This window comes from Acrocarpospora pleiomorpha, assembly GCF_009687885.1.
GTDB lineage: Bacteria > Actinomycetota > Actinomycetes > Streptosporangiales > Streptosporangiaceae > Acrocarpospora > Acrocarpospora pleiomorpha.
The window spans coordinates 1-18,819 of sequence record NZ_BLAF01000117.1; the positions used below are offsets into that span (position 1 = coordinate 1).

Below are 18,819 nucleotides of genomic sequence, written 5' to 3' on the forward strand. Positions count from 1 at the left end.
GGTAGAACGGGGGTGGGTTACTGAGGCGGGGGTGGAGATGCGCGTTAAGGACATGCCGGTAGCCGACCAGCCGAGAGAGCGGCTGCTGGCGTCGGGAGCGGTGGCGCTCGCGGACCGGGAGCTGCTCGCGCTGCTGCTCGGGTCGGGCAGCCGGGGGGTGAGCGCGGTCGAGCTGGCCTCCCGGGTGATCCAGCACTGCGGCGACCTGGGCGAGCTGGGCCGCGCCGAGGCCCACCGGCTGCTGGCGGTGCCGGGGGTCGGCCCGGCCAAGGCGGCTCGCATCTCCGCCGCCTTCCATCTGGTCAGACGCGCCCAGACCCAGCCGGAGCGGGTCCGGGTGACCTCCTCCTCCGATCTGGCCCACGCGGTCGCGCCCCTGCTCCACGGCCACGCCAGGGAACGCCTGGTCGTGGTCGTCTGCGACGCCGGCGGGAGCATCCTGCGCCGCGCCGTCGTGAGCGAAGGCGACAGCGACCACACGCCGGCCCCGATCCGCGACATCATCACCACCGTTCTCACCTCGGGCGGCGCCGCTTTCGGCCTCGCCCACAACCATCCGAGCGGCTCGCTGGACCCGAGCCCGTCCGACCTCGCCGTCACCGCCCACCTCCATCTCGCCGCCGAGACCGTCGGCCTCCGCCTGCTCGATCACCTCGTCGTCACCGACACGGCCTGGCGGCGCATCGACGCGTGAGTCCACAAGTCAGGCGGGTCGACACCCGCCTGAACATTCCTGCGGATCAAGTTAGCGACTCACTCTACGACATCGCAATGTCTCCATACGTATTGAATATGTTTACAGACGCAAGATCAGGTGTCTAGTTTGTGGTGCCATGTCCGCTTTTGGCTACGATCTGTCTGTGCTCGATCGTGAGGGGCCGAACCCCGTTTACAAGCAGATCGCGGATGCCATCGCGGTGCGCATCCGCAGCGGCGACCTGCCGGAAGGCAGCCCGATCCCGAGCGAGGCCGACCTCGTCGAGGAATACCGGATCGCCAGGACGACCGCCCGCCGGGTCGCCAGGGAGCTCAGGGACCAGGGCCTGGCCTTCACCGTGCAAGGCGAGGGCACCTTCGTCGGGCAGCCCGGTTCGCCGCGTGGCCAGCGCAAGATCCCGCGCTACCAGGAGATCGCGACAGAGGTGGCGGAACGCATCCGCAGCGGCGAACTCCCGCCGAATCGCCCGATCCCCAGCGAGCAGGGCCTGATCGACCAGTACGGTGTCTCCAAGGTCACCGCCCGCCAGGCCGTACAGCGGCTACGCGAGGAAGGCTGGGTCTTCACCGTGCCGCATCGCGGGACCTATGCCAACGAGAAGGAGAAGTGGCCAAAATAGCGCCCATCAACCGTATGGATACGTCTATGATACGAGCATGCTCGATAGGGACGGCCACATACCGCTTTACCGGCAGATAGCCGACATCGTAGGGGAACGCATCCTCAACGGGGAGCTCACCCCGGGAGAACCGGTGCCCAGCGAGACCGAACTGAAGCGCGACTTCGGCGTCGCGCAGATGACGGCCCGCCGGGTGCACCGCGAACTCCGCGACCGCCAGCTCATCCATACCGTTCCCGGCGAAGGTTCCTTCGTCGGGCCCCCCGACACCCCCCGCCCTCCGTACCTGGCGCCGCTTTACCGCCAGATCGCCGACGAGGTCGCGGCCACCATCAGATCCGGCGAGATCGGGGCGAACCGCCCGATCCCCAGCGAGCGCACGCTCATGCTGGAGCACGGGGTCGCCAAGGCCACCATCCGCCAGGCCATCGCCCTGCTCCGGACCGAGGGCTGGGTCTTCACCGTGCCGTATCGGGGGACGTTCGCGTCACCACCGGAACACTGGCCGGAGCCGGTGCCCCAGGCGGCGGCTCCTCCGTCGCCGTGATCCGGGCGCGCTGAGTGGCGGCCACGCACACCAGCACGGCCAGGGCGGCCAGGATCGTGGCGGGGCCGAAGTCCTCCGCCAGCAGGAGCCAGGCCCACAGCAGCGTGAGCAGGGGCTGCGTGAGCTGGGTCTGGCCCGCCCTGGCGATACCGCCCATGGCCAGACCGGCGTACCAGGGCACGAACCCGAGGAACATCGAGATCACGCCCACCCAGGCGAAACCGGCCAGTGCCGCCACGGACGGCCGGAGCTCGGTGGTCATGGCCAGCACGATCGTCACCGGGACGGATACGGGGGCCGCGACCACCAGCGCGTACGAGATGACGCGCCAGCCCGGAGTCTCCCGCGCCAGCCTGGCGCCCTCGGTGTAACCCAACGCGGCCGACAGCAGGGCCAGCACCAGCAGCAGGTCGGCCGCCGAGAACCGCCCGCCGCCCTGGCTGAGGGTGAACACCGTGATCGACGCCGCGCCCAACCCGCAGGCCACCCAGAACATCGGCCGCGGCCGCTCCCCCGCGCGCAGCACGGCGAACGCCGCCGTCGCCGCCGGAAGCAGCCCGATCACCACGGCCGAATGCGCCGTGCTCGCGCCGCTGTGCAACGCCAGGCCGCTGAAGACGGGGAACCCGAAGACCACGGTGGCCGACGTCAGGACGTACGCACGGAGGTGTCGCCGGGGTGGCAGCAGCGGGACCCGGGCCACCAGCAGGCAGGCGACCGCGCACAGGGCCGCGAGCACCGCGCGCCCGATCGCCACCAGATAGGGATCGAACCCGCGCATCGCGAACACGGTCCCCGGAAACGTCATCGAGAAGGCCAGCACGCCGAGTGCCGCGAGCATCGTGCCCCGCCAGGCCCCGGCTCCCGAAGTGAGCGCTACTGAAGAACGGTCGATAGCGCTATTCTGTTCTCTCATGAATGAGGATAGCAGTATCGCCAAAGTGGCCGATCTTCTGCGGGCGGAAGCCCAGCGGCTGGGGCCTGGGGCGAAGCTGCGATCCAGCCGGGAACTGGTGCGCGAGCTGGGAGTCAGTCCGGTGACCGTTTCGCGGGCCATCGCGCGGTTGACCGCGGAGGGGCGCGTCATCACCCGGCCGGGGAGCGGCGCGTTCGCGGCTCCCGGGCGCCCGGAGTCCGCGCAGGCGGACTCGTCGTGGCAGACGGTCGCGCTGGGAGATCGGGTGGTGGACGACACGGGGGTGGCCGGGCTGCTGGCCGAACCGGGCGACGGGGTGATTCCGCTGACCGGGGGCTATCTCAACGCGGCGCTGCGGCCGGTGCGGGAGCTGTCGGCCGCGGCGGCCAGGGCGGTGCGCAGGCCCGACGCGTGGGCGCTGCCGCCGCTGAGCGGGCTGCCGGAGCTGCGGCGCTGGTTCGCGGCCGAGGTGGGGGCCTCGCGGAACGACGTGCTGGTGGTCAGCGGCGGGCAGGCCGCGCTCAGCCATGCCTTCCGGTCGCTGGCCGCGCCCGGGGAGCCGGTGCTGGTGGAGACGCCGACGTATCCGGGGGCGCTGGCGACGGCGAAGATGGCGGGGTTGCGGGCGGTCGCCGTACCGGTCGATAAGGATGGGGTGCGGCCGGAGTTACTGGCGGAGGCGTTCGCGGTGACGGGAGCGCGGGTGTTCTACTGCCAGCCGACGCTGCACAATCCGACCGGCGCGACGCTGACGCGGGAGCGGCGGGAGCAGGTCCTGGCGGTAGCGCGAGCGGCTGGAGCGTTCATCATCGAAGATGATTTTTCGCGCTATCTGGGGAGCGGCGCGCCGCCGCCGGCGCTGGTCAGCATGGACGAGCACGGCACGGTCGTGCACGTGCTGTCGTTGAGCAAGATCTCGGCGCCCAGCCTGCGGGTGGCGGCGCTGATCGCGCGCGGGCCCGCGGCGCGACGGCTGCGGGCCAGCCAGGTGGTGGAGTCGTTCTTCGTGGCCAGGCCGCTGCAGGAGACCGCGCTCGAGTTCGTCACCGCGCCCGGCTGGCGGCGCCATCTCGCCACGGTCCGCCGGGAGATCGGCGAGCGCCAGCGCCTGCTGCTCGCGGCCCTCGCCCGCCACCTGCCCGCCGCCGAGGTCCATCTGGTCCCGCACGGGGGCCTGCACCTGTGGGTACGCCTTCCGGACGAGACCGACGAAGCGGCCCTGGTGGAGCGGGCGCACCGGGCGGGGGTCCTGGTCAGTCCCGGCCGGATCTACTACCCCGCGGAACCGCCGGGCCCCCGGATCCGGCTCACCCACACGGCCCCCGCCGACCACGCCGAACTCACCGAAGGCGTCATTCGCCTGGCGTCCACATTCTGAACCGCTTGGGGCCCTGATCGGGGATGTCGTCGTTGAACAGCCGGGCCAGACGGGCGCGCCGCTTCTTCTGCTCGTAGGCCAGGTAGGCCAGGTAGCTGACGTGCATGGCTTCTCCTCAGGAAGATAGACACCAGTAAAAGCGTTATACCGGTGTCGAATATTCCACAACCTGCGACTCCCGTACAGTGGTTTCGAGGTGATCCCGCACATGTCCGCTCCGGCTGAGCTGCTCCGCGACTTCGTGAACACCTACGACGTCGAAGGAGGGATGGACGATCTGGCCACGCCGGCCGAGCTGACCGTGTGGCTGCGGGAGCGCGGCCTGATCGATCCGGCCGCGCGCGCCGTCGACCGCGACCTGGCCGTCGCCGTACGGCTGCGGGAAGGCCTGAGGGTCACGCTGCGCCACAATCACGACGCGGTGATGGCTGACGCCTCACCCGAGCTCGCGTGGGCTCTGGCGGCGCTTCCGCTGCACGTGACCCTGGTCCAGGGCGTGCCGGGCCTGGCGCCGAGCCTGACCGGGGTTCCGGGCGGCTTGGCCAGAATCGCCGCACTGATCTCCGCCAGTCATGCCGACGGAAGCTGGCCACGCCTTAAAGTGTGCGTCGAGGGTACGTGCCAATGGGCGTTCATCGATTCGTCAAAGAACCGTTCCCGCGCGTGGTGCTCGATGCGCGTGTGCGGGAATCGGACGAAAACCAGGACATATCGGGCACGACGCCAGGCGGAAGGTTCGGCGAGGCCCTCCTGACCAGTACGGTGTTACAGGCACAGAAAGGAGCCGGCCCAATGGGTGTTAGACCTGCCCGTCTCGAAGACGTCGACGCGGTGACGAGCACCCAGATTCGGGCGTGGAAGCAGGGCTACCGGGAGTTCCTCCCACCCGGCCCGCTGGAACAGATGACCGGAGCCGCCGCCGAGAAGATGTGGCGGCGCCAGTGGGACGAGGCCATCCTGTCCCCGCCGAGCCCCCGCCACCGGGTCCTGGTCGCGGTCGAGCGGGTCGTGATGGACACCGACCACTGGAGCGCCCTCGGGCCTGGCGGCATCCTCGCCCCCCCGTCGCATGAGCGGGCCTCCGACCGGGTGGTCGGGCTGGCTTCGCACGGGCCCGCCGAGGATCCCGACCTGCATCCGGCCACCACCGCCGAGCTGCTGACCTTACTCGTCGACCCCAACCACATCCGGCGCGGGCACGGCAGCCGGTTGCTCAACGCGACCGTCGACCACCTGCGTGAGGACGGTTACAGCGCGGTCGTGACCTGGGTCTTCGCCGACAATCATCCGATGCTCGGGTTCCTGGAGTCGGCCGGGTGGGGTGAGGACATGGCCGAGCGGGTGCTCGACATGGGCCGCCCGATCCGGATGATCCGGCTCGGCACCGACATCAGCTGAGGTCTCCCTGTGGCAACCCCCGCACAATGGCTGGCCGGTGCGCGCCCGCGCACCCTGCCCGCCGCCGTCGTCCCGGTCGCCGTCGGAACCGGGGTGGCGGCTGCGGCGGGTGGGTGGGTCTGGTGGCGGGCGCTGCTCGCGCTGGTGGTGGCGCTGGCGCTGCAGATCGGCGTGAACTACGCCAACGATCACAGCGACGGCGTGAAGGGCACCGACACCGATCGCGTCGGCCCGATGCGCCTGGTCGGGTCCGGCGCGGCCACCGCGTCCCAGGTCCTCAAAGCGGCCTTCGGCTGCTTCCTGGCCGCCGCCGTGGCCGGGCTGGTTCTGGTGATCGCCACCCGGGCCTGGTGGCTGCTCGCCGTCGGCGCGCTCTGCATCCTGGCCGCGTGGTTCTATACGGGCGGCTCCCGGCCGTACGGCTACCGCGCCCTCGGCGAGCTCTCCGTCTTCGTCTTCTTCGGCCTGGTCGCGGTCGCTGGAACCACCTACGTCCAGGTGGAGCATCTGTCCTGGCTGGCCGTCGTCGCGTCGATGCCGGTCGGCCTGCTGGCCTGCGCGCTTCTAGTCGTCAACAACCTGCGTGACATCATCACCGACACCCCGGCGGGGAAGCGCACCCTCGCCGTGCTTCTGGGCGATCAGCGCACTCGCGCCCTCTACATCGCCTGCCTGCTGCTCCCCTACGGCGTGATCCTTGGCCTGACCCCGGTGGCGCCCTTCACGGCGCTGGTCCTGCTCTCCGGTTTCCTCGCCATCGCCCCCGTCAAGGCCGTCCGCGAAGGCGCCATCGGTCCGGCCCTGATCGCCACCCTGCAGCAGACCGGCCGCCTCCAACTAGCCTTCGGCCTTCTCTTCACCCTCGGCCTAGCCCTCTCCTAGAGGACCGTCCGCGGCCGCATTTCTCGTCAGTACTGGTGTAGCCCGTGGCCGCCGTTTCACCGAGACGACGGCCTCACGGGAACGTGGGCCCCACGGCAACGGCCGGGCGTGCGAAGCCTGGGAAGACAGCAAAGGGAGGGAGGAAGGTCTGCGTATGGTCAGAGGTCGAGGAGGGCGTCTAGGCCGACAGTCAGGCCAGGTAGGTCGCGGACTCTTCGGATGCCCATCAGGACTCCCGGTGTGAACGAAGCACGGTTCATCGTGTCGTGGCGGATGGTGAGGACCTCGCCTTCGCCCCCGAGAATGACCTCCTGGTGGGCGATGAGCGCGGCCAGCCGGACCGCGTGGACGCGCACCCCGTCGATATCCGCTCCCCGAGCTCCGTCGATCTCCTGCGTGGTCGCGTCAGGCGAAGGCCCGACGCCGCCCTTCCGCCGCGCTTCGGCCACCAGCTCAGCCGTCCGCCGAGCCGTCCCCGAAGGCGCGTCGGCCTTCCCCGGATGATGCAACTCCACGATCTCGACCGACTCGAAGTACTTCGCCGCCTGCTGCGCGAAATGCATCATCAACACGGCCGCGATCCCGAAATTAGGCGCGATCAACGCATTGGTCCCTGGATGCGCCGCGAGCATCTCCCGAACCCGCTCCAGCCGCTCCCCGTCGAACCCGGTGGTCCCCACCACCGGATGAATCCCCTGCGAGATACACCATTCAAGATTGCCCATGACCACGTCAGGATGCGTGAAGTCCACGACGACCTCGGCCGGAGCCAGCAATTCCAGCGGATCGTCCTTGTCGACCGCCCCTACCAGCTCCATGTCTCCGGCCGCGTGCACGGCCTTGCAGACCTCGACGCCCACCCGTCCACGCGCCCCAAGCACCCCAACTCGAATCATTGCGCAAGGCTATCGCCCGCAGCCGTGACGGCGCAGAGCGGGAGCGCCGGTTGACGCCGAGAGGCCCGCGACAGGCGCGGGCCTCGGGGTCAGGCGATCGCGTAGCCGAAGTCCTTGTCCCCATACGGGCCGATCACGGCCAGGGTCATGGGGCGGTTGAGGATGGTTCTGGCTACCGAGGCGATGTCGTCGGGGGTGACCGTGTCGATTCGGGTCAGGACCTCGTCGACGGACATGAGCTGGTCGTAGACGAGTTCGCTCTTGCCGATTCTGGACATGCGGGAGCCGGTGTCCTCCAGGCCCAGCACCAGGCCGCCGCGCATCTGGCCCTTGCCGCGGGCGATCTCCTCCTCGGTGAGGCCGTCGGCGACGACCCGGGCGACCTCGTCGCGGCAGATCTTGAGGACGTCGTCGATCTTGGACGGGAGGCAGCCGACGTAGATGCCGAACTGGCCGGTGTCCGCGTACTGCGAGGTGTAGCTGTAGGCGCTGTAGGCCAGGCCGCGCTTCTCCCGGATCTCCTGGAACAGGCGGGAGGACATGCCGCCGCCGAGAGCCGCGTTGAGCACGCCGAGGGCGAAGCGGCGGTCGTCGGTGCGGCTGACGCCGGTGGTGCCGAGGACCAGGTTGGCCTGCTCGGTGGGGCGGTCGACGACGCGCACTCCGGAGCGTTCGGCGACGCCGGGGCCGCCCAGCCGGGGCGGGATGGGCTCGCCCAGGCCGCTGAGCGCGCCCGCCCGCTCGTAGGCGGCGGCCACCAGCTCGACCACCCGCTCGTGCGACACGTTCCCCGCCACCGAGATGACGGTGTGCGAGGGCAGGTAGAAGCGCTGGTAGTACTCGTGGATCCGGGCCCGGGTGAGCGCGTTGATGGAGGTCTCGTTGCCGAGGATCGGGCGGCCGATGGGCGTGTCGCCGTACAGCTGCTCGGAGAAGGCCTCGTGCACCACGTCGGAGGGGTCGTCGTCGTGCATGGCGATCTCCTCCAGGATCACGCCACGCTCGGACTCCACGTCCGCGTCGCTGATCAGCGAGGAGGTCACCACGTCGGCCAGCACGTCGATGGCCAGCGGCAGGTCCTCGTCCAGGACCCGCGCGTAGTAGCAGGTGTACTCCTTGGCGGTGAAGGCGTTGATCTCGCCGCCGATGCCCTCGATGGAGGCGGAGATCTCCATCGCGTCCCTGGTCGGAGTGCCCTTGAAGAGCAGGTGCTCCAGGAAGTGGGTGGCCCCCATGTGCTCGGGGGCCTCATCCCGCGACCCGATGCCCACCCAGGCGCCGACCGCGACGCTGCGCACGGTCGGCATGGTCTCGGTCACCACCCGGAGCCCGCCGGGCAGGACGGTGCGGCGTACGACGCCCGCACCGTCCTTCCCGGGGAACAACGTGCTGGTGGCAGTCATCACGCTCACGAGTTGCGCTCGTCCCGCCCGCCACGGGTGCGGCTGCGACGCGGCCGGTCGTCGCGGGGCCGGTCCTCGCGCGGCTCCCGGGCCTCGCGCGGCTCGGGCGCGGGCTCGGGCTCGCCGGCTTCGGCGCGGGCCGCCTTCTCGGCGGCCTCCTTCTCCACGACCTCGACCGGAACCAGGGACAGCTTGCCGCGCGCGTCGATCTCGGCGATCTCCACCTGGATCTTCTCGCCGACGCCCATCACGTCCTCGACGTTCTCGATCCGCTTGCCGCCGTGCAGCTTGCGGATCTGGGAGACGTGCAGCAGGCCGTCCTTGCCGGGCATCAGCGAGACGAACGCGCCGAAGGCGGCGATCTTGACGACCGTGCCCAGGTAACGCTCGCCGACCTCCGGCATGTGCGGGTTGGCGATCGCGTTGATCGCGCTGCGCGCCGCCTCGGCCGCCGGGCCGTCGGTGGCGCCGATGTAGATGGTGCCGTCGTCCTCGATGGTGATCTCGGCGCCGGTGTCGTCCTGGATCTGGTTGATCATCTTGCCCTTGGGGCCGATGACTTCGCCGATCTTGTCCACCGGGACCTTGATCGTGATGATCCGCGGCGCGGTCGGGTTCATCTCGGCCGGGGAGTCGATGGCCTCCTGCATGACGTCCAGGATGGCCAGGCGAGCCCCGCGGGCCTGCTTGAGCGCGGCCGCCAGCACCGAGGCCGGGATGCCGTCGAGCTTGGTGTCCAGCTGCAGCGCGGTGATGACGTCCTTGGTGCCGGCGACCTTGAAGTCCATGTCGCCCATGGCGTCCTCGGCGCCGAGGATGTCGGTCAGCGTGATGAACTGGTCGCCCTCGCCGATGAGACCCATCGCGATGCCCGCGACCATCTCCTTCAGCGGCACGCCCGCGTCCAGCAGCGCCATCGTGGACGCGCAGACCGAGCCCATCGAGGTGGAGCCGTTGGAGCCGAGCGCCTCAGACACCTGGCGGATCGCGTACGGAAACTCCTCGCGGGTGGGCAGCACGGGTATCAGCGCCCGCTCGGCCAGCGCGCCGTGCCCGATCTCGCGCCGCTTGGGCGAACCCACCCGGCCGGTCTCGCCGGTCGAGTACGGCGGGAAGTTGTAGTTGTGCATATACCGCTTGGTCCGCTCGGGATTGAGCGTGTCGATCATCTGCTCCATCCGGAGCATGTTCAGCGTGGTGATGCCCAGGATCTGGGTCTCCCCGCGCTCGAACAGGGCCGAGCCGTGCACCCGCGGCACCACGTGGACCTCGGCGTTGAGCTGCCGGATGTCCTTCGGGCCACGCCCGTCGATCCGGATGCCCTCGCTGATCACGCGCTCCCGCATGAGCTTCTTGGTGAGGCTGCGGAAGGCGGCGGAGATCTCCTTCTCCCGGCCTTCGAAGTCGGCCAGCAGCTTCTCCCCGGCCAGCGCCTTGACCCGGTCGATCTCGCTCTCGCGGTCCTGCTTGGCGGCGATGGTGAGGGCCGCGGCGAGCTCGCTGCGGACCGCGTTCTCGACCGCCTGCAGCGCGTCGTCCTGGTAGTCCAGGAAGATCGGGTATTCGGCGGTCTCCTTGGCGGCGACCTGCGCCACCTTGGCCTGCGCCTCGCACAGCACCTTGATGAACGGCTTGGCCGCCTCCAGGCCCTGGGCGATGGTCTCCTCGGTGGGCGCGACCGCGCCCTCGGCGACCAGCTTCAGCGTGTCCTTGGTGGACTCGGCCTCGACCATCATGATCGCGACGTCGCCGTCGGCGAGCACCCGGCCGGCCACGACCATGTCGAAGGTCGCGCCCTCCAGCTCGGTGTGGGTGGGGAAGGCCACCCACTGGCCGGTGATCAGCGCCACCCGCACGCCGCCGATGGGGCCGGAGAACGGCAGCCCGGCGAGCTGGGTGGACAGGCTGGCCGCGTTGATGGCGACCACGTCGTAGAGGTGGTCGGGGTGCAGCGACATGATCGTCGCCACGACCTGGATCTCGTTGCGCAGGCCCTTGACGAAGGACGGGCGCAGCGGCCGGTCGATCAGGCGGCAGGTGAGGATCGCGTCCTCGGACGGCCGGCCCTCACGCCGGAAGAACGAGCCGGGAATGCGGCCCGCCGCATACATCCGCTCCTCGACGTCCACCGTCAGCGGGAAGAAGTCGAGGTTCTCCTTGGGATTCTTGGACGCCGTGGTCGCGGACAGGACCATGGTCTCGTCGTCCAGGTAGACGACGGCGGAACCCGCCGCCTGGCGCGCGAGCCGCCCGGTCTCGAACCGGATCGTACGCGTGCCGAAAGAGCCGTTGTCGATAACGGCTTCCGTGCTGTGGACACCCTCCACGGGGGACCTCCTTTAAGGTCGGTCACCCCACGTCCGTGTGTAATGCGCCGGCTCCCCGTTGGTGCAGTGCCGGTCTTCGATCGAAGCGCCCGGTTCACCATGACCGGGGGCCACTACCGAGGACCGGCCCTCTCACGCCGCGGGATCGCGCGTGTATGTGCTTGCTTGCGGACGCGGGGCACTGGTTCTCGGGGTCGAGACGACCTCCCGGCCGTCTCTCCCTTTCGGCTATTTAGTTTGTCTGCAGTTTGCCCGCAGATGAGAAAGGAGCGGCGAAGGCTCGCCGCTCCTTTCGCGCTATCGGCGCAGACCCAGCCGCTCGATCAGCGTACGGTACCGCGTGATGTCCTTGGCCTGCAGGTACTTGAGCAGGCGGCGGCGGCGGCCGACCAGCAGGAGCAGGCCGCGGCGGCTGTGGTGGTCGTGCTTGTGCGTCTTGAGGTGCTCGGTCAGGTCGCTGATGCGCCGGCTCAGCAGCGCGATCTGGACCTCAGGGGAACCGGTGTCCCCTTCGGCGGTGCCGTATTCGGTGATGATGGCCTTCGTGGTGGCGGTGTCGAGCGACACTCCAACTCCTTCTTTGGGAGGCACGCGGAACGATTTTCCAAGCCCGCGAACGACCGTGCGTGCCTACAGTCGCCGTGACGAGGCCGACGAATACTCAGCCGACGCTCAAGGTTACCACCGCAGCTCAGCACCCTGACCCGCGTTCAGGGCGTGCGCGCGCACGTGCGCAGGATGGTCCAGCGGACCTCGCCGTCCTGCCCGCCCGAGTGGATCCGCCAGCCCAGCCGGGTGGCCTCGCCCGAGGCGACGCCGTCGTCCGGATCCAGGGCCGCGATCAGCACCTTCACCGCCAGCGCCCGGTCGCCGTCAAGACCCGGGATCAGGGTGCGCAGGCCCGCCCGCAGCGCCGCCGCGTCCAGCCGGCCGTTGCCGGCCTTCGGCCTGGACACCATCGTGGTGAGGGAGCGCAGCGCGGCCGTCACCTCGGGCCCGCCCAGACCGGTGTCGGTGACGGCCTGCCGGGCGGCCAGCACGGCGATGGTCCGGCGGTGGGCGGCCGGGTCGGCCAGGATGGCGGCGAACTCGGGCTCCCGGGCGACCGGGTGCTCGCGCAGCGCCAGCGGCACCGGGTCGGCCGGCAGGCGGCGCAGGATGGTGTAACGGTCGAGCTCGCCGCCCAGCCGGTCGATGTCCAGGCGCACCCCGGTGACCCGCTCCCCCAGCGCCAGCGCCGCCTCCGGCCAGGTGTCCTCCGGCGAGCCCTCCACGCACGGCAGGCCCTTCATCAGCTCGTCCAGCTCGTGCGGCGCGGCCCCCCAGCGGCCGATCTGCTGCTGGACATGGGTGACCCGGACGCCCTGGCGGTACAGCGCGAACTCCGGACGCGGGCCGAAACGGACCGCGAACGCCGTTCCCCGCGCGGACAGGCCGCGCATCACCTCGGGACGGATCCCCTGGGCGCCGCGCGGTTCCACGCTGAGCGCCCATCCGTCCGGGAAGTCGTCCAGGACGAGGATGCCGGGGGCGTGCTCCCCGGCGCCGTCGGCCTCCTCGGCCGCCTCAAGCAAGGTCTGCGGTGAAGGTCCGACCAGGTCGATCCCGAAATGTCGGGCCGCCGACGGTGTCGTGGCGTCGCCGATCCAGCAGACGCAGGCGCTCTCGCGCAGGATCCAGTGCTTGTCGAGCAGGTGCCGGTAGTACTCAAGAAGATCGTCAGCCATGTGCTGCCGCCAGGGGAATGCCGGGGTCCCGCCCGCAGGGCGCGAGCGGGACCAAGTCGGATAGTCCATTAACCAGAAACCCGTCCTGACCAGGAACGCCTGTCCCATGGACAGCCGCATTACCGCCGATCAGGCGGCTCCCCGTTGCAGCTGTCCAAATCACGACCTTCTAGTTAATACCGTGCACGCCGGTCCCAGGGACGGGTTTCCGGCACTCTGGGAAGTCAGGTAACACCAGAGAGATAGTCCACGGCGACATTACGCCCGATCGGCTACATCGCGGAGCTTTCTGCGGCAGTGAACTCCCGCGCCTCGTCCACGTCGGTATGCATTTGGTCAATTAGCGCCTGAATTGAGGCAAATTTCAGGGTGTCGCGGAGCCGGATGCCGAAGTCCACGGCCACGTGCGCGCCGTAGAGGTCGAGATCGTCGCGATCCAGCGCGTACGCCTCGACGGTGCGCTCCACCCCGGAGAAGGTGGGATTGGTGCCGATGGAGATGGCGGCGGGCCAGCGCTGCCCCTCGTGCGGCGACGGCGACTGGGTCACCTGGAGCCAGCCCGCGTAGACCCCGTCGGCGGGAATCGCCGTGTACGGCGGGGACTCCACGTTGGCGGTGGGGAAACCAAGCGCCCGCCCCCGCTGCTGACCGCGGACGACCACCCCCTCGACCCGGTGCGGGCGGCCCAGCGCCTCGGCGGCGGCGGCCACGTCACCGGCGGCCAGCCGCTCCCTGACCAGGGTGGAGGAGATCGCCTCCCCGTCGCTGACCAGCGGCACGCCCACGGCCACGAAGTCATACTTCTCGCCCAGCGTGCGGAGCGTCTCCAGGTCGCCGGCGGCCTTGTGGCCGAACCGGAAGTTCTCCCCCACCACGACCCCGGCCGCGTGCAGCCGGTCCACCAGGGCGGTCTGCACGAACTCGTCCGGGGACATCCGGGAGAACTCCAGCGTGAACGGCAGCACGCACACCGCGTCCACGCCCAGCGCGCCGAGCAGCTCGGTGCGGCGGCGCTGCTGGGTGAGCTGGGGCGGGTGGCTGCCGGGGCGGATCACCTCGTCCGGATGCGGCTCGAAAGTCACCGCCACCGAGGACACGCCGAGCGAGTGCGCCAGCGCGACCGCGCGCCCCACCATCTGCTGGTGCCCTTGGTGCACGCCGTCGAAAACGCCAATGGTGACGACCGATCTGCCCCAGTCCTCGGGCACGTCGTCCAGTCCGTGCCAGCCCCGCACGTCGACCCCAATCCCCTTCGATGAGAAGACACTCAATGAGAAGACAAGCGTGCCACACCGGTCAGGTCACGAAGACGGCGAGGGGCTTGGCCGCCCCCTGCCGTTCCTCCACCAGGGAGAGCAGCGTGCCGTCGGGAGCGAAGACGCCGATGGGGCCCGCGCCCAGCCCGAGCGCGGGCAGCCGCCCGCCGTGCGCGACCAGCCGGGCCTCCTGCTCGGTCACGTCCCGGCGCGGGAAGGCCGCGGCCACCGCGTCCTCGATCGGCATGATCACGCACTCCTTCTGGAGTTCCTCCAGCGTCCTGGCCTCGGTGTACGGCCCGACCCGCGTGCGCCGCAGGAAGGTCAGATGGCCGCCCACGCCGAGGGAGGCGCCCAGGTCGCGGGCGAGCGCCCGGATGTAGGTGCCCGACGAGCAGGTGATCACGGCGTCCACGTCCACGGCGTCGCCCTCCCGCCTGACGGCGGTCACGTCGAAGGCGTGCACGGTCAGCGGCCGAGCCTGGAGCTCCATCTCTTCGCCCGCGCGGGCCCGCTTGTACGCCCGCTCCCCGTTCACCTTGATGGCGCTGACCTGCGGCGGAACCTGCATGATCGGACCGGTGAGAGCGGCCACGCCGGTCGCGATGGCGCTCTCGGCGAGATGCCCGGCGGGCGTGACCGAGGTGACCTCGCCCTCCGCGTCGTCGGTGTTGGTGCCCACCCCGAGCCGGATCGTCGCCTCGTACACCTTCTCGGTCAGCGCCAGGTGCCCGAGCAGCCGGGTCGCCTTCTCCACGCCGACCACCAGCACGCCGGTGGCCATCGGGTCCAGCGTGCCGGCGTGGCCGACCTTGCGGGTGCCGGCGATGCCGCGCATCTTGGCGACCACGTCGTGCGAGGTCCAGCCGGCGGGCTTGTCGACGATCACGAGCCCGCTCGGCGGCGGGGTTCGTCTGCTGGTCAAGAGAGCATCTCCCGTAGCCGGGCCATCGTCTGGTCCGGGGGTTCCGTGGTGAAGAAACCGGCCGCGCCGGGATGGCCGCCGCCGCCGAGCCCCGCGCAGGCGCGGCCGACGTCCACCGCGCCCTTCGACCGGGTCGAAACGTTCCACCCGCCCGCGTCGTCCTCCTTGAGCACCACGGCCACGTCCACGCCGTCGACCTTGCGGATCACGTCGATCACGCCCTCCACCTCCTCGTACGGCAAGGCGACGAGCGCGCGGTCCCGCCTGGTCACGCAGGTCCAGACCAGACCGGCGCCGCCGGCCCCGTCCGGTTCCAGCACGGCCCTGGACAGCGCGGCGCCCAGCACCCGCAGGTAGCCGAAGGGCGAGCGGTCCCACAGCTCGCGGGCGATCGCGTCGGGGTTGAGCCCGGCCGCGAGCAGCCGTCCCGCCATGGCGTGCACGGCGGGCGTGGTGGAGGCGTAGCGGAAGGAGCCCGTGTCGGTCACCAGCGCCGCGTACAGGCAGGTCGCGATGGGCTGGTCCACCGCCAGGCCCAGGCGGCCGATCAGGTCCTCCACCAGCACCGAGGTGGCCGCGGCGGCCGGATCCACCAGGTGCAGCGAGCCGAAGCCGGTGTTGGAGGCGTGGTGGTCCACCACCACGAGTTCCCTCGCCGCCTCGGCGGCGGGGATGAGCAGGCCGAGCCGCGCCTGGGTGGACGCGTCGAACGTGATCATCAAGTCCGGCGCCGCCGGGAACTCGCCCGGCGGCACCAGCAGGTCCTGCCCCGGCAGGAAACGCAGCAGCCGGGGCACCACGAAGGTGCGATCCCCGAAGGAGGCCACCACGCGCTTGCCCGCCTGCCGCAGCGCCTGCCCGAAGCCCAGCATCGAACCCAGGGCGTCGCCGTCGGGGGTGACATGGCAGGCCAGCGCGATCTTGTCGTGCCCGCGGACCAGGGCGACGGCCCGCTCCCAGTCCCGCTCCGCGACCGCCGGCAGGGCACGATCTGATCTGAGATCCGAAGTCACGTGGCGGCGCGTCCTACATGCCCCGGCACATCCTCTTCCTCTTCCTCGTCCCGCTTGTATGGATCAGCGTCGCCCGCGTACTCGGCGCCCTCAGCCCGCTTGGCGATCTCCTCGTCCCTGGCCTTGGCCTCGGCGAGCAGGTCGTCCAGGTGCCGGGCGCTGTCGGGCAGCGGGTCGTGGGTGAAGGCCAGCGTGGGCGTGTGCCGCAGCCCGGTCTGCCTGCCCACCTCGGAGCGGATGATGCCCTTGGCGCTCTCCAGCGCGGCGGCGGTGTCCTTGCGCTCGGCGTCGGACCCGAACACCGTGTAGAACACGGTGGCGTCGCTCAGATCGTTGGTGACCCGGGTGTCGGTGATGGTCACGAAACCGAGCCGAGGATCCTTGATCCGGCGCTCCAGCATCTCGGCGACGATCTGCTGAATCCGGTCCGCGAGCTTCCTGGCTCGCGCGGCGTCCATGATCGCGCTCCCCTTTCCTTCAATGTACGGCTGACGCTGGGATGCGGCCGCCTTATTCCTCGTCGTTGAACAACCGATGTCGAGCCGAAAGCAGCTCGATCTCGGGATGGAAGGCGATCACCCGCTCGCAGGCCTCCAGCACCTCACCGCAGTTGACGGCCGAACCGGAGACCACGGCGATGCCGATCTCGGCCCGCCGATGCAGATCCTGGTGGCCGGTCTCGGCCACGGCGACCGCCGGGAAGCGGCGTTTCACCTCGGCCACGAGGGGGCGGATCACCGAGCGCTTCTCCTTCAGCGAGTGCACCTCGCCGAGCAGGATGTCCAACGTCAGAGCACCGACATACATGTATTTGTGCGTCAATCAACCCAGACGCGGGGGTCGTGAAGACGGGCCGGTTCCCGGACCCTGAGGGCCCGGGAACCGGCTTGGCAAAACCTCAGGCGCGAGGCTTCTCCTGCATCTCGTACGTCTCGATGACGTCGTCGATCTTGATGTCGTTGAAGCCGACACCGATACCGCACTCGTAGCCCTCGCGGACCTCGGTCGCGTCGTCCTTGAACCGGCGCAACGAGGTGACCGTGAGGTTGTCCGCCACGACCACGCCGTCGCGGATGATCCTGGCCTTGCTGTTCCTGGTGATCGTGCCGGAACGGACCAGGGAGCCCGCCACGTTGCCGATCTTCGGAACCTTGAAGACCTCGCGGACCTCGGCGGTGCCGGTCCTGACCTCTTCGAACTCCGGCTTGAGCATGCCCTTCAGGGCCGCCTCGATCTCCTCGATCGCCTGGTAGATGACCGAGTAGTAACGGATGTCGACGCCCTCGCGCTCGGCCAGATCGCGGGCCCTGACCTCGGGCCGCACGTTGAAGCCGATGATCACGGCGTTGTCGTCCGCGATCGCCAGGTTGACGTCGTACTCCGTGATCGCGCCGACCGCGCGGTGCAGCACCCGGAGGTTGACCTCCTCGCCCACATCGATCTTGAGCAGCGCGTCCTCCAGTGCTTCCACCGAACCGGACACGTCACCCTTGATGATGAGCTTGAGCTCGTCGATCTTGCCCTTCTCGTAGTCGCTGAACAGCTCTTCGAGCGTACGGCGGCGACCGGCCTTGGCCATCTCCGCGATGCGCTGGCGAGCCGCCCGCTGCTGGGCGATCTGCCGGGCCATCCGGTCGTCGGTGACGACCAGGAAGTTGTCACCCGCCCGGGGCACGGCCGCGAGGCCGAGCACCCGCACCGGACGCGACGGGTCGGCCTCTTCGACCGTGTCGCCGTTGTCGTCCAGCATCGCCCGGACCCGGCCGAAGGCCTCGCCACAGACGATCGAGTCGCCGACCCGCAGCGTGCCGCGCTGGACCAGCACGGTCGCCACAGGGCCGCGGCCCTTGTCCAGGTGGGCTTCGATGGCCAGGCCCTGCGCGTCCATGTCGGGGTTCGCGCGCAGGTCGAGCTCGGCGTCGGCGGTCAGCAGAATCGCCTCGAGCAGGGCGTCGATGCCGGTGCCCTGCTTGGCCGAGATGTCGACGAACATCGTGGAACCGCCGAACTCCTCGGCGACCAGGCCGTACTCGGTGAGCTGGGCCCGCACCTTGGTCGGGTCCGCGCCCTCCTTGTCGACCTTGTTCACCGCGACCACGATCGGCACGTCGGCCGCCTGGGCGTGGTTGAGCGCCTCGATGGTCTGCGGCTTCACACCGTCGTCGGCCGCGACCACCAGAACGGCGATGTCGGTGGCCTGGGCGCCACGGGCACGCATGGCGGTGAACGCCTCGTGACCCGGGGTGTCGATGAAGGTGATCTTCCGCTCTTCGCCCTCGTGCTCGGTGGAGACCTGGTAGGCGCCGATGTGCTGGGTGATGCCACCGGCCTCGCGGGCCACCACGTTGGTGTTGCGGATGGCGTCCAGCGTCTTGGTCTTACCGTGGTCGACGTGACCCATGACGGTCACCACCGGCGGACGCGGCGCGAGGTCGACCTCGTCGCCCTCGTCCTCACCGAACTCGATCTTGAAGGACTCCAGCAGCTCGCGGTCCTCCTCCTCGGGGCTGACGACCTGGACCACGTAGTCCAGCTCCGCGCCGAGCAGCTGCAGGGTCTCCTCGTTGACCGACTGGGTCGCGGTCACCATCTCGCCGAGGTGCAGCATGATCTGCACCAGCGCGGCGGGGTTGGCGCCGATCCGGTCGGCGAAGTCCGACAGCGAGGCGCCACGCGGGAGGCGGATCGTCTGACCGCCGCCACGGGGAGCCTGCACGCCGCCGATCGCCGGAGCCGACATGTTGTCGAACTCCTGGCGCCGCTGGCGCTTGGACTTGCGGCCACGGGTCGGACGCCCGCCAGGACGGCCGAACG

At 70.0% G+C, this 18,819-nt stretch carries 20 protein-coding genes; 7 read left to right on the forward strand and 13 right to left on the reverse strand.

The features are described 5' to 3' along the window. The 3 genes from Aple_RS50305 to Aple_RS50315 form a co-directional block, all read left to right on the forward strand. A partial coding sequence (locus tag Aple_RS50305; RefSeq protein WP_246265584.1) for a JAB domain-containing protein occupies positions 1 to 694 on the forward strand: 694 nt, incomplete at its 5' end. 166 nt (positions 695 to 860) lie between these two features. Next, positions 861 to 1,337 carry a GntR family transcriptional regulator gene (locus Aple_RS50310; RefSeq protein WP_246265587.1) on the forward strand — a complete coding sequence of 159 codons (477 nt, stop codon included), beginning with the start codon at positions 861 to 863 and terminating at the stop codon, positions 1,335 to 1,337. A 37-nt stretch (positions 1,338 to 1,374) separates the two neighbouring features. Continuing rightward, entirely contained in the window at positions 1,375 to 1,884 is a 510-nt protein-coding gene (locus Aple_RS50315) for a GntR family transcriptional regulator (protein ID WP_155351915.1), read from the forward strand. On the opposite strand, the gene Aple_RS50320 is transcribed toward Aple_RS50315, so the two are convergent. Next, entirely contained in the window at positions 1,796 to 2,725 is a 930-nt protein-coding gene (locus Aple_RS50320; RefSeq protein ID WP_246265590.1) for a DMT family transporter, read from the reverse strand. The genes Aple_RS50315 and Aple_RS50320 overlap by 89 nt on opposite strands. Positions 2,726 to 2,798: 73 nt before the next feature. On the opposite strand from Aple_RS50320, the gene Aple_RS50325 reads away from it, so the two are divergent. Continuing rightward, entirely contained in the window at positions 2,799 to 4,178 is a 1,380-nt protein-coding gene (locus Aple_RS50325) for an aminotransferase-like domain-containing protein (protein WP_155351917.1), read from the forward strand. On the opposite strand, the gene Aple_RS55945 is transcribed toward Aple_RS50325, so the two are convergent. Next, positions 4,153 to 4,284: a hypothetical protein gene (locus tag Aple_RS55945; protein ID WP_281361765.1), complete on the reverse strand. Its 132-nt coding sequence runs from the start codon at positions 4,282 to 4,284 to the stop codon at positions 4,153 to 4,155. The genes Aple_RS50325 and Aple_RS55945 overlap by 26 nt on opposite strands. A 102-nt stretch (positions 4,285 to 4,386) precedes the next feature. Here Aple_RS55945 and Aple_RS50330 point away from each other — a divergent pair, with 102 nt between their 5' ends. The 3 genes from Aple_RS50330 to Aple_RS50340 are packed head-to-tail and all read left to right on the forward strand — an operon-like array spanning position 4,387 to position 6,458. Then, positions 4,387 to 4,932, forward strand: a complete 546-nt coding sequence (locus Aple_RS50330) for a CGNR zinc finger domain-containing protein (RefSeq protein WP_155351918.1) — start codon at positions 4,387 to 4,389, stop codon at positions 4,930 to 4,932. Positions 4,933 to 4,970: 38 nt separating this feature from the next. Next, positions 4,971 to 5,576 (forward strand): GNAT family N-acetyltransferase, encoded by a 606-nt coding sequence (locus Aple_RS50335; RefSeq protein ID WP_155351919.1) that lies wholly within the window; start codon positions 4,971 to 4,973, stop codon positions 5,574 to 5,576. Positions 5,577 to 5,585: 9 nt separating this feature from the next. Then, on the forward strand, positions 5,586 to 6,458 hold the full coding sequence (locus Aple_RS50340) for a 1,4-dihydroxy-2-naphthoate polyprenyltransferase (RefSeq protein WP_155351920.1): 873 nt from the start codon (positions 5,586 to 5,588) through the stop codon (positions 6,456 to 6,458). Positions 6,459 to 6,616: 158 nt separating this feature from the next. Here the strand turns inward: Aple_RS50340 and dapB are convergent, their stop codons facing one another. The 11 genes from dapB to infB form a co-directional block, all read right to left on the reverse strand. Next, positions 6,617 to 7,354 (reverse strand): 4-hydroxy-tetrahydrodipicolinate reductase, encoded by a 738-nt coding sequence (gene dapB, locus Aple_RS50345; RefSeq protein WP_155351921.1) that lies wholly within the window; start codon positions 7,352 to 7,354, stop codon positions 6,617 to 6,619. An 89-nt stretch (positions 7,355 to 7,443) separates the two neighbouring features. Next, a complete protein-coding gene (locus Aple_RS50350; RefSeq protein ID WP_155351931.1) occupies positions 7,444 to 8,757 on the reverse strand; it encodes a M16 family metallopeptidase in 1,314 nt (437 codons plus the stop codon). Positions 8,758 to 8,762: 5 nt separating this feature from the next. Continuing rightward, a complete protein-coding gene (locus Aple_RS50355; RefSeq protein ID WP_155351922.1) occupies positions 8,763 to 11,084 on the reverse strand; it encodes a polyribonucleotide nucleotidyltransferase in 2,322 nt (773 codons plus the stop codon). 297 nt (positions 11,085 to 11,381) lie between these two features. Then, positions 11,382 to 11,651 (reverse strand): 30S ribosomal protein S15, encoded by a 270-nt coding sequence (rpsO, locus tag Aple_RS50360; RefSeq protein WP_155351923.1) that lies wholly within the window; start codon positions 11,649 to 11,651, stop codon positions 11,382 to 11,384. Positions 11,652 to 11,794: 143 nt separating this feature from the next. Beyond that, positions 11,795 to 12,811 carry a DUF6461 domain-containing protein gene (locus tag Aple_RS50365; RefSeq protein WP_155351924.1) on the reverse strand — a complete coding sequence of 339 codons (1,017 nt, stop codon included), beginning with the start codon at positions 12,809 to 12,811 and terminating at the stop codon, positions 11,795 to 11,797. A 272-nt stretch (positions 12,812 to 13,083) separates the two neighbouring features. After that, a complete protein-coding gene (locus tag Aple_RS50370; RefSeq protein WP_155351925.1) occupies positions 13,084 to 14,046 on the reverse strand; it encodes a bifunctional riboflavin kinase/FAD synthetase in 963 nt (320 codons plus the stop codon). Positions 14,047 to 14,107: 61 nt separating this feature from the next. Beyond that, positions 14,108 to 14,992, reverse strand: coding sequence for a tRNA pseudouridine(55) synthase TruB (gene truB, locus Aple_RS50375; RefSeq protein WP_155351926.1), 885 nt, complete (start codon positions 14,990 to 14,992; stop codon positions 14,108 to 14,110). Then, positions 14,989 to 16,005: a DHH family phosphoesterase gene (locus tag Aple_RS50380; protein WP_246265593.1), complete on the reverse strand. Its 1,017-nt coding sequence runs from the start codon at positions 16,003 to 16,005 to the stop codon at positions 14,989 to 14,991. Before Aple_RS50380 ends, truB begins: the two co-directional genes overlap by 4 nt. Continuing rightward, positions 16,002 to 16,466: a 30S ribosome-binding factor RbfA gene (gene rbfA, locus Aple_RS50385; RefSeq protein ID WP_155351927.1), complete on the reverse strand. Its 465-nt coding sequence runs from the start codon at positions 16,464 to 16,466 to the stop codon at positions 16,002 to 16,004. The genes Aple_RS50380 and rbfA overlap by 4 nt, the downstream gene beginning before the upstream one ends. A 49-nt stretch (positions 16,467 to 16,515) precedes the next feature. Next, positions 16,516 to 16,812: a DUF503 domain-containing protein gene (locus Aple_RS50390; RefSeq protein ID WP_155351928.1), complete on the reverse strand. Its 297-nt coding sequence runs from the start codon at positions 16,810 to 16,812 to the stop codon at positions 16,516 to 16,518. Between the two features lie 91 nt (positions 16,813 to 16,903). Then, the coding region (infB, locus tag Aple_RS50395; RefSeq protein ID WP_155351929.1) for a translation initiation factor IF-2 at positions 16,904 to 18,819 on the reverse strand (1,916 nt) is incomplete at its 5' end.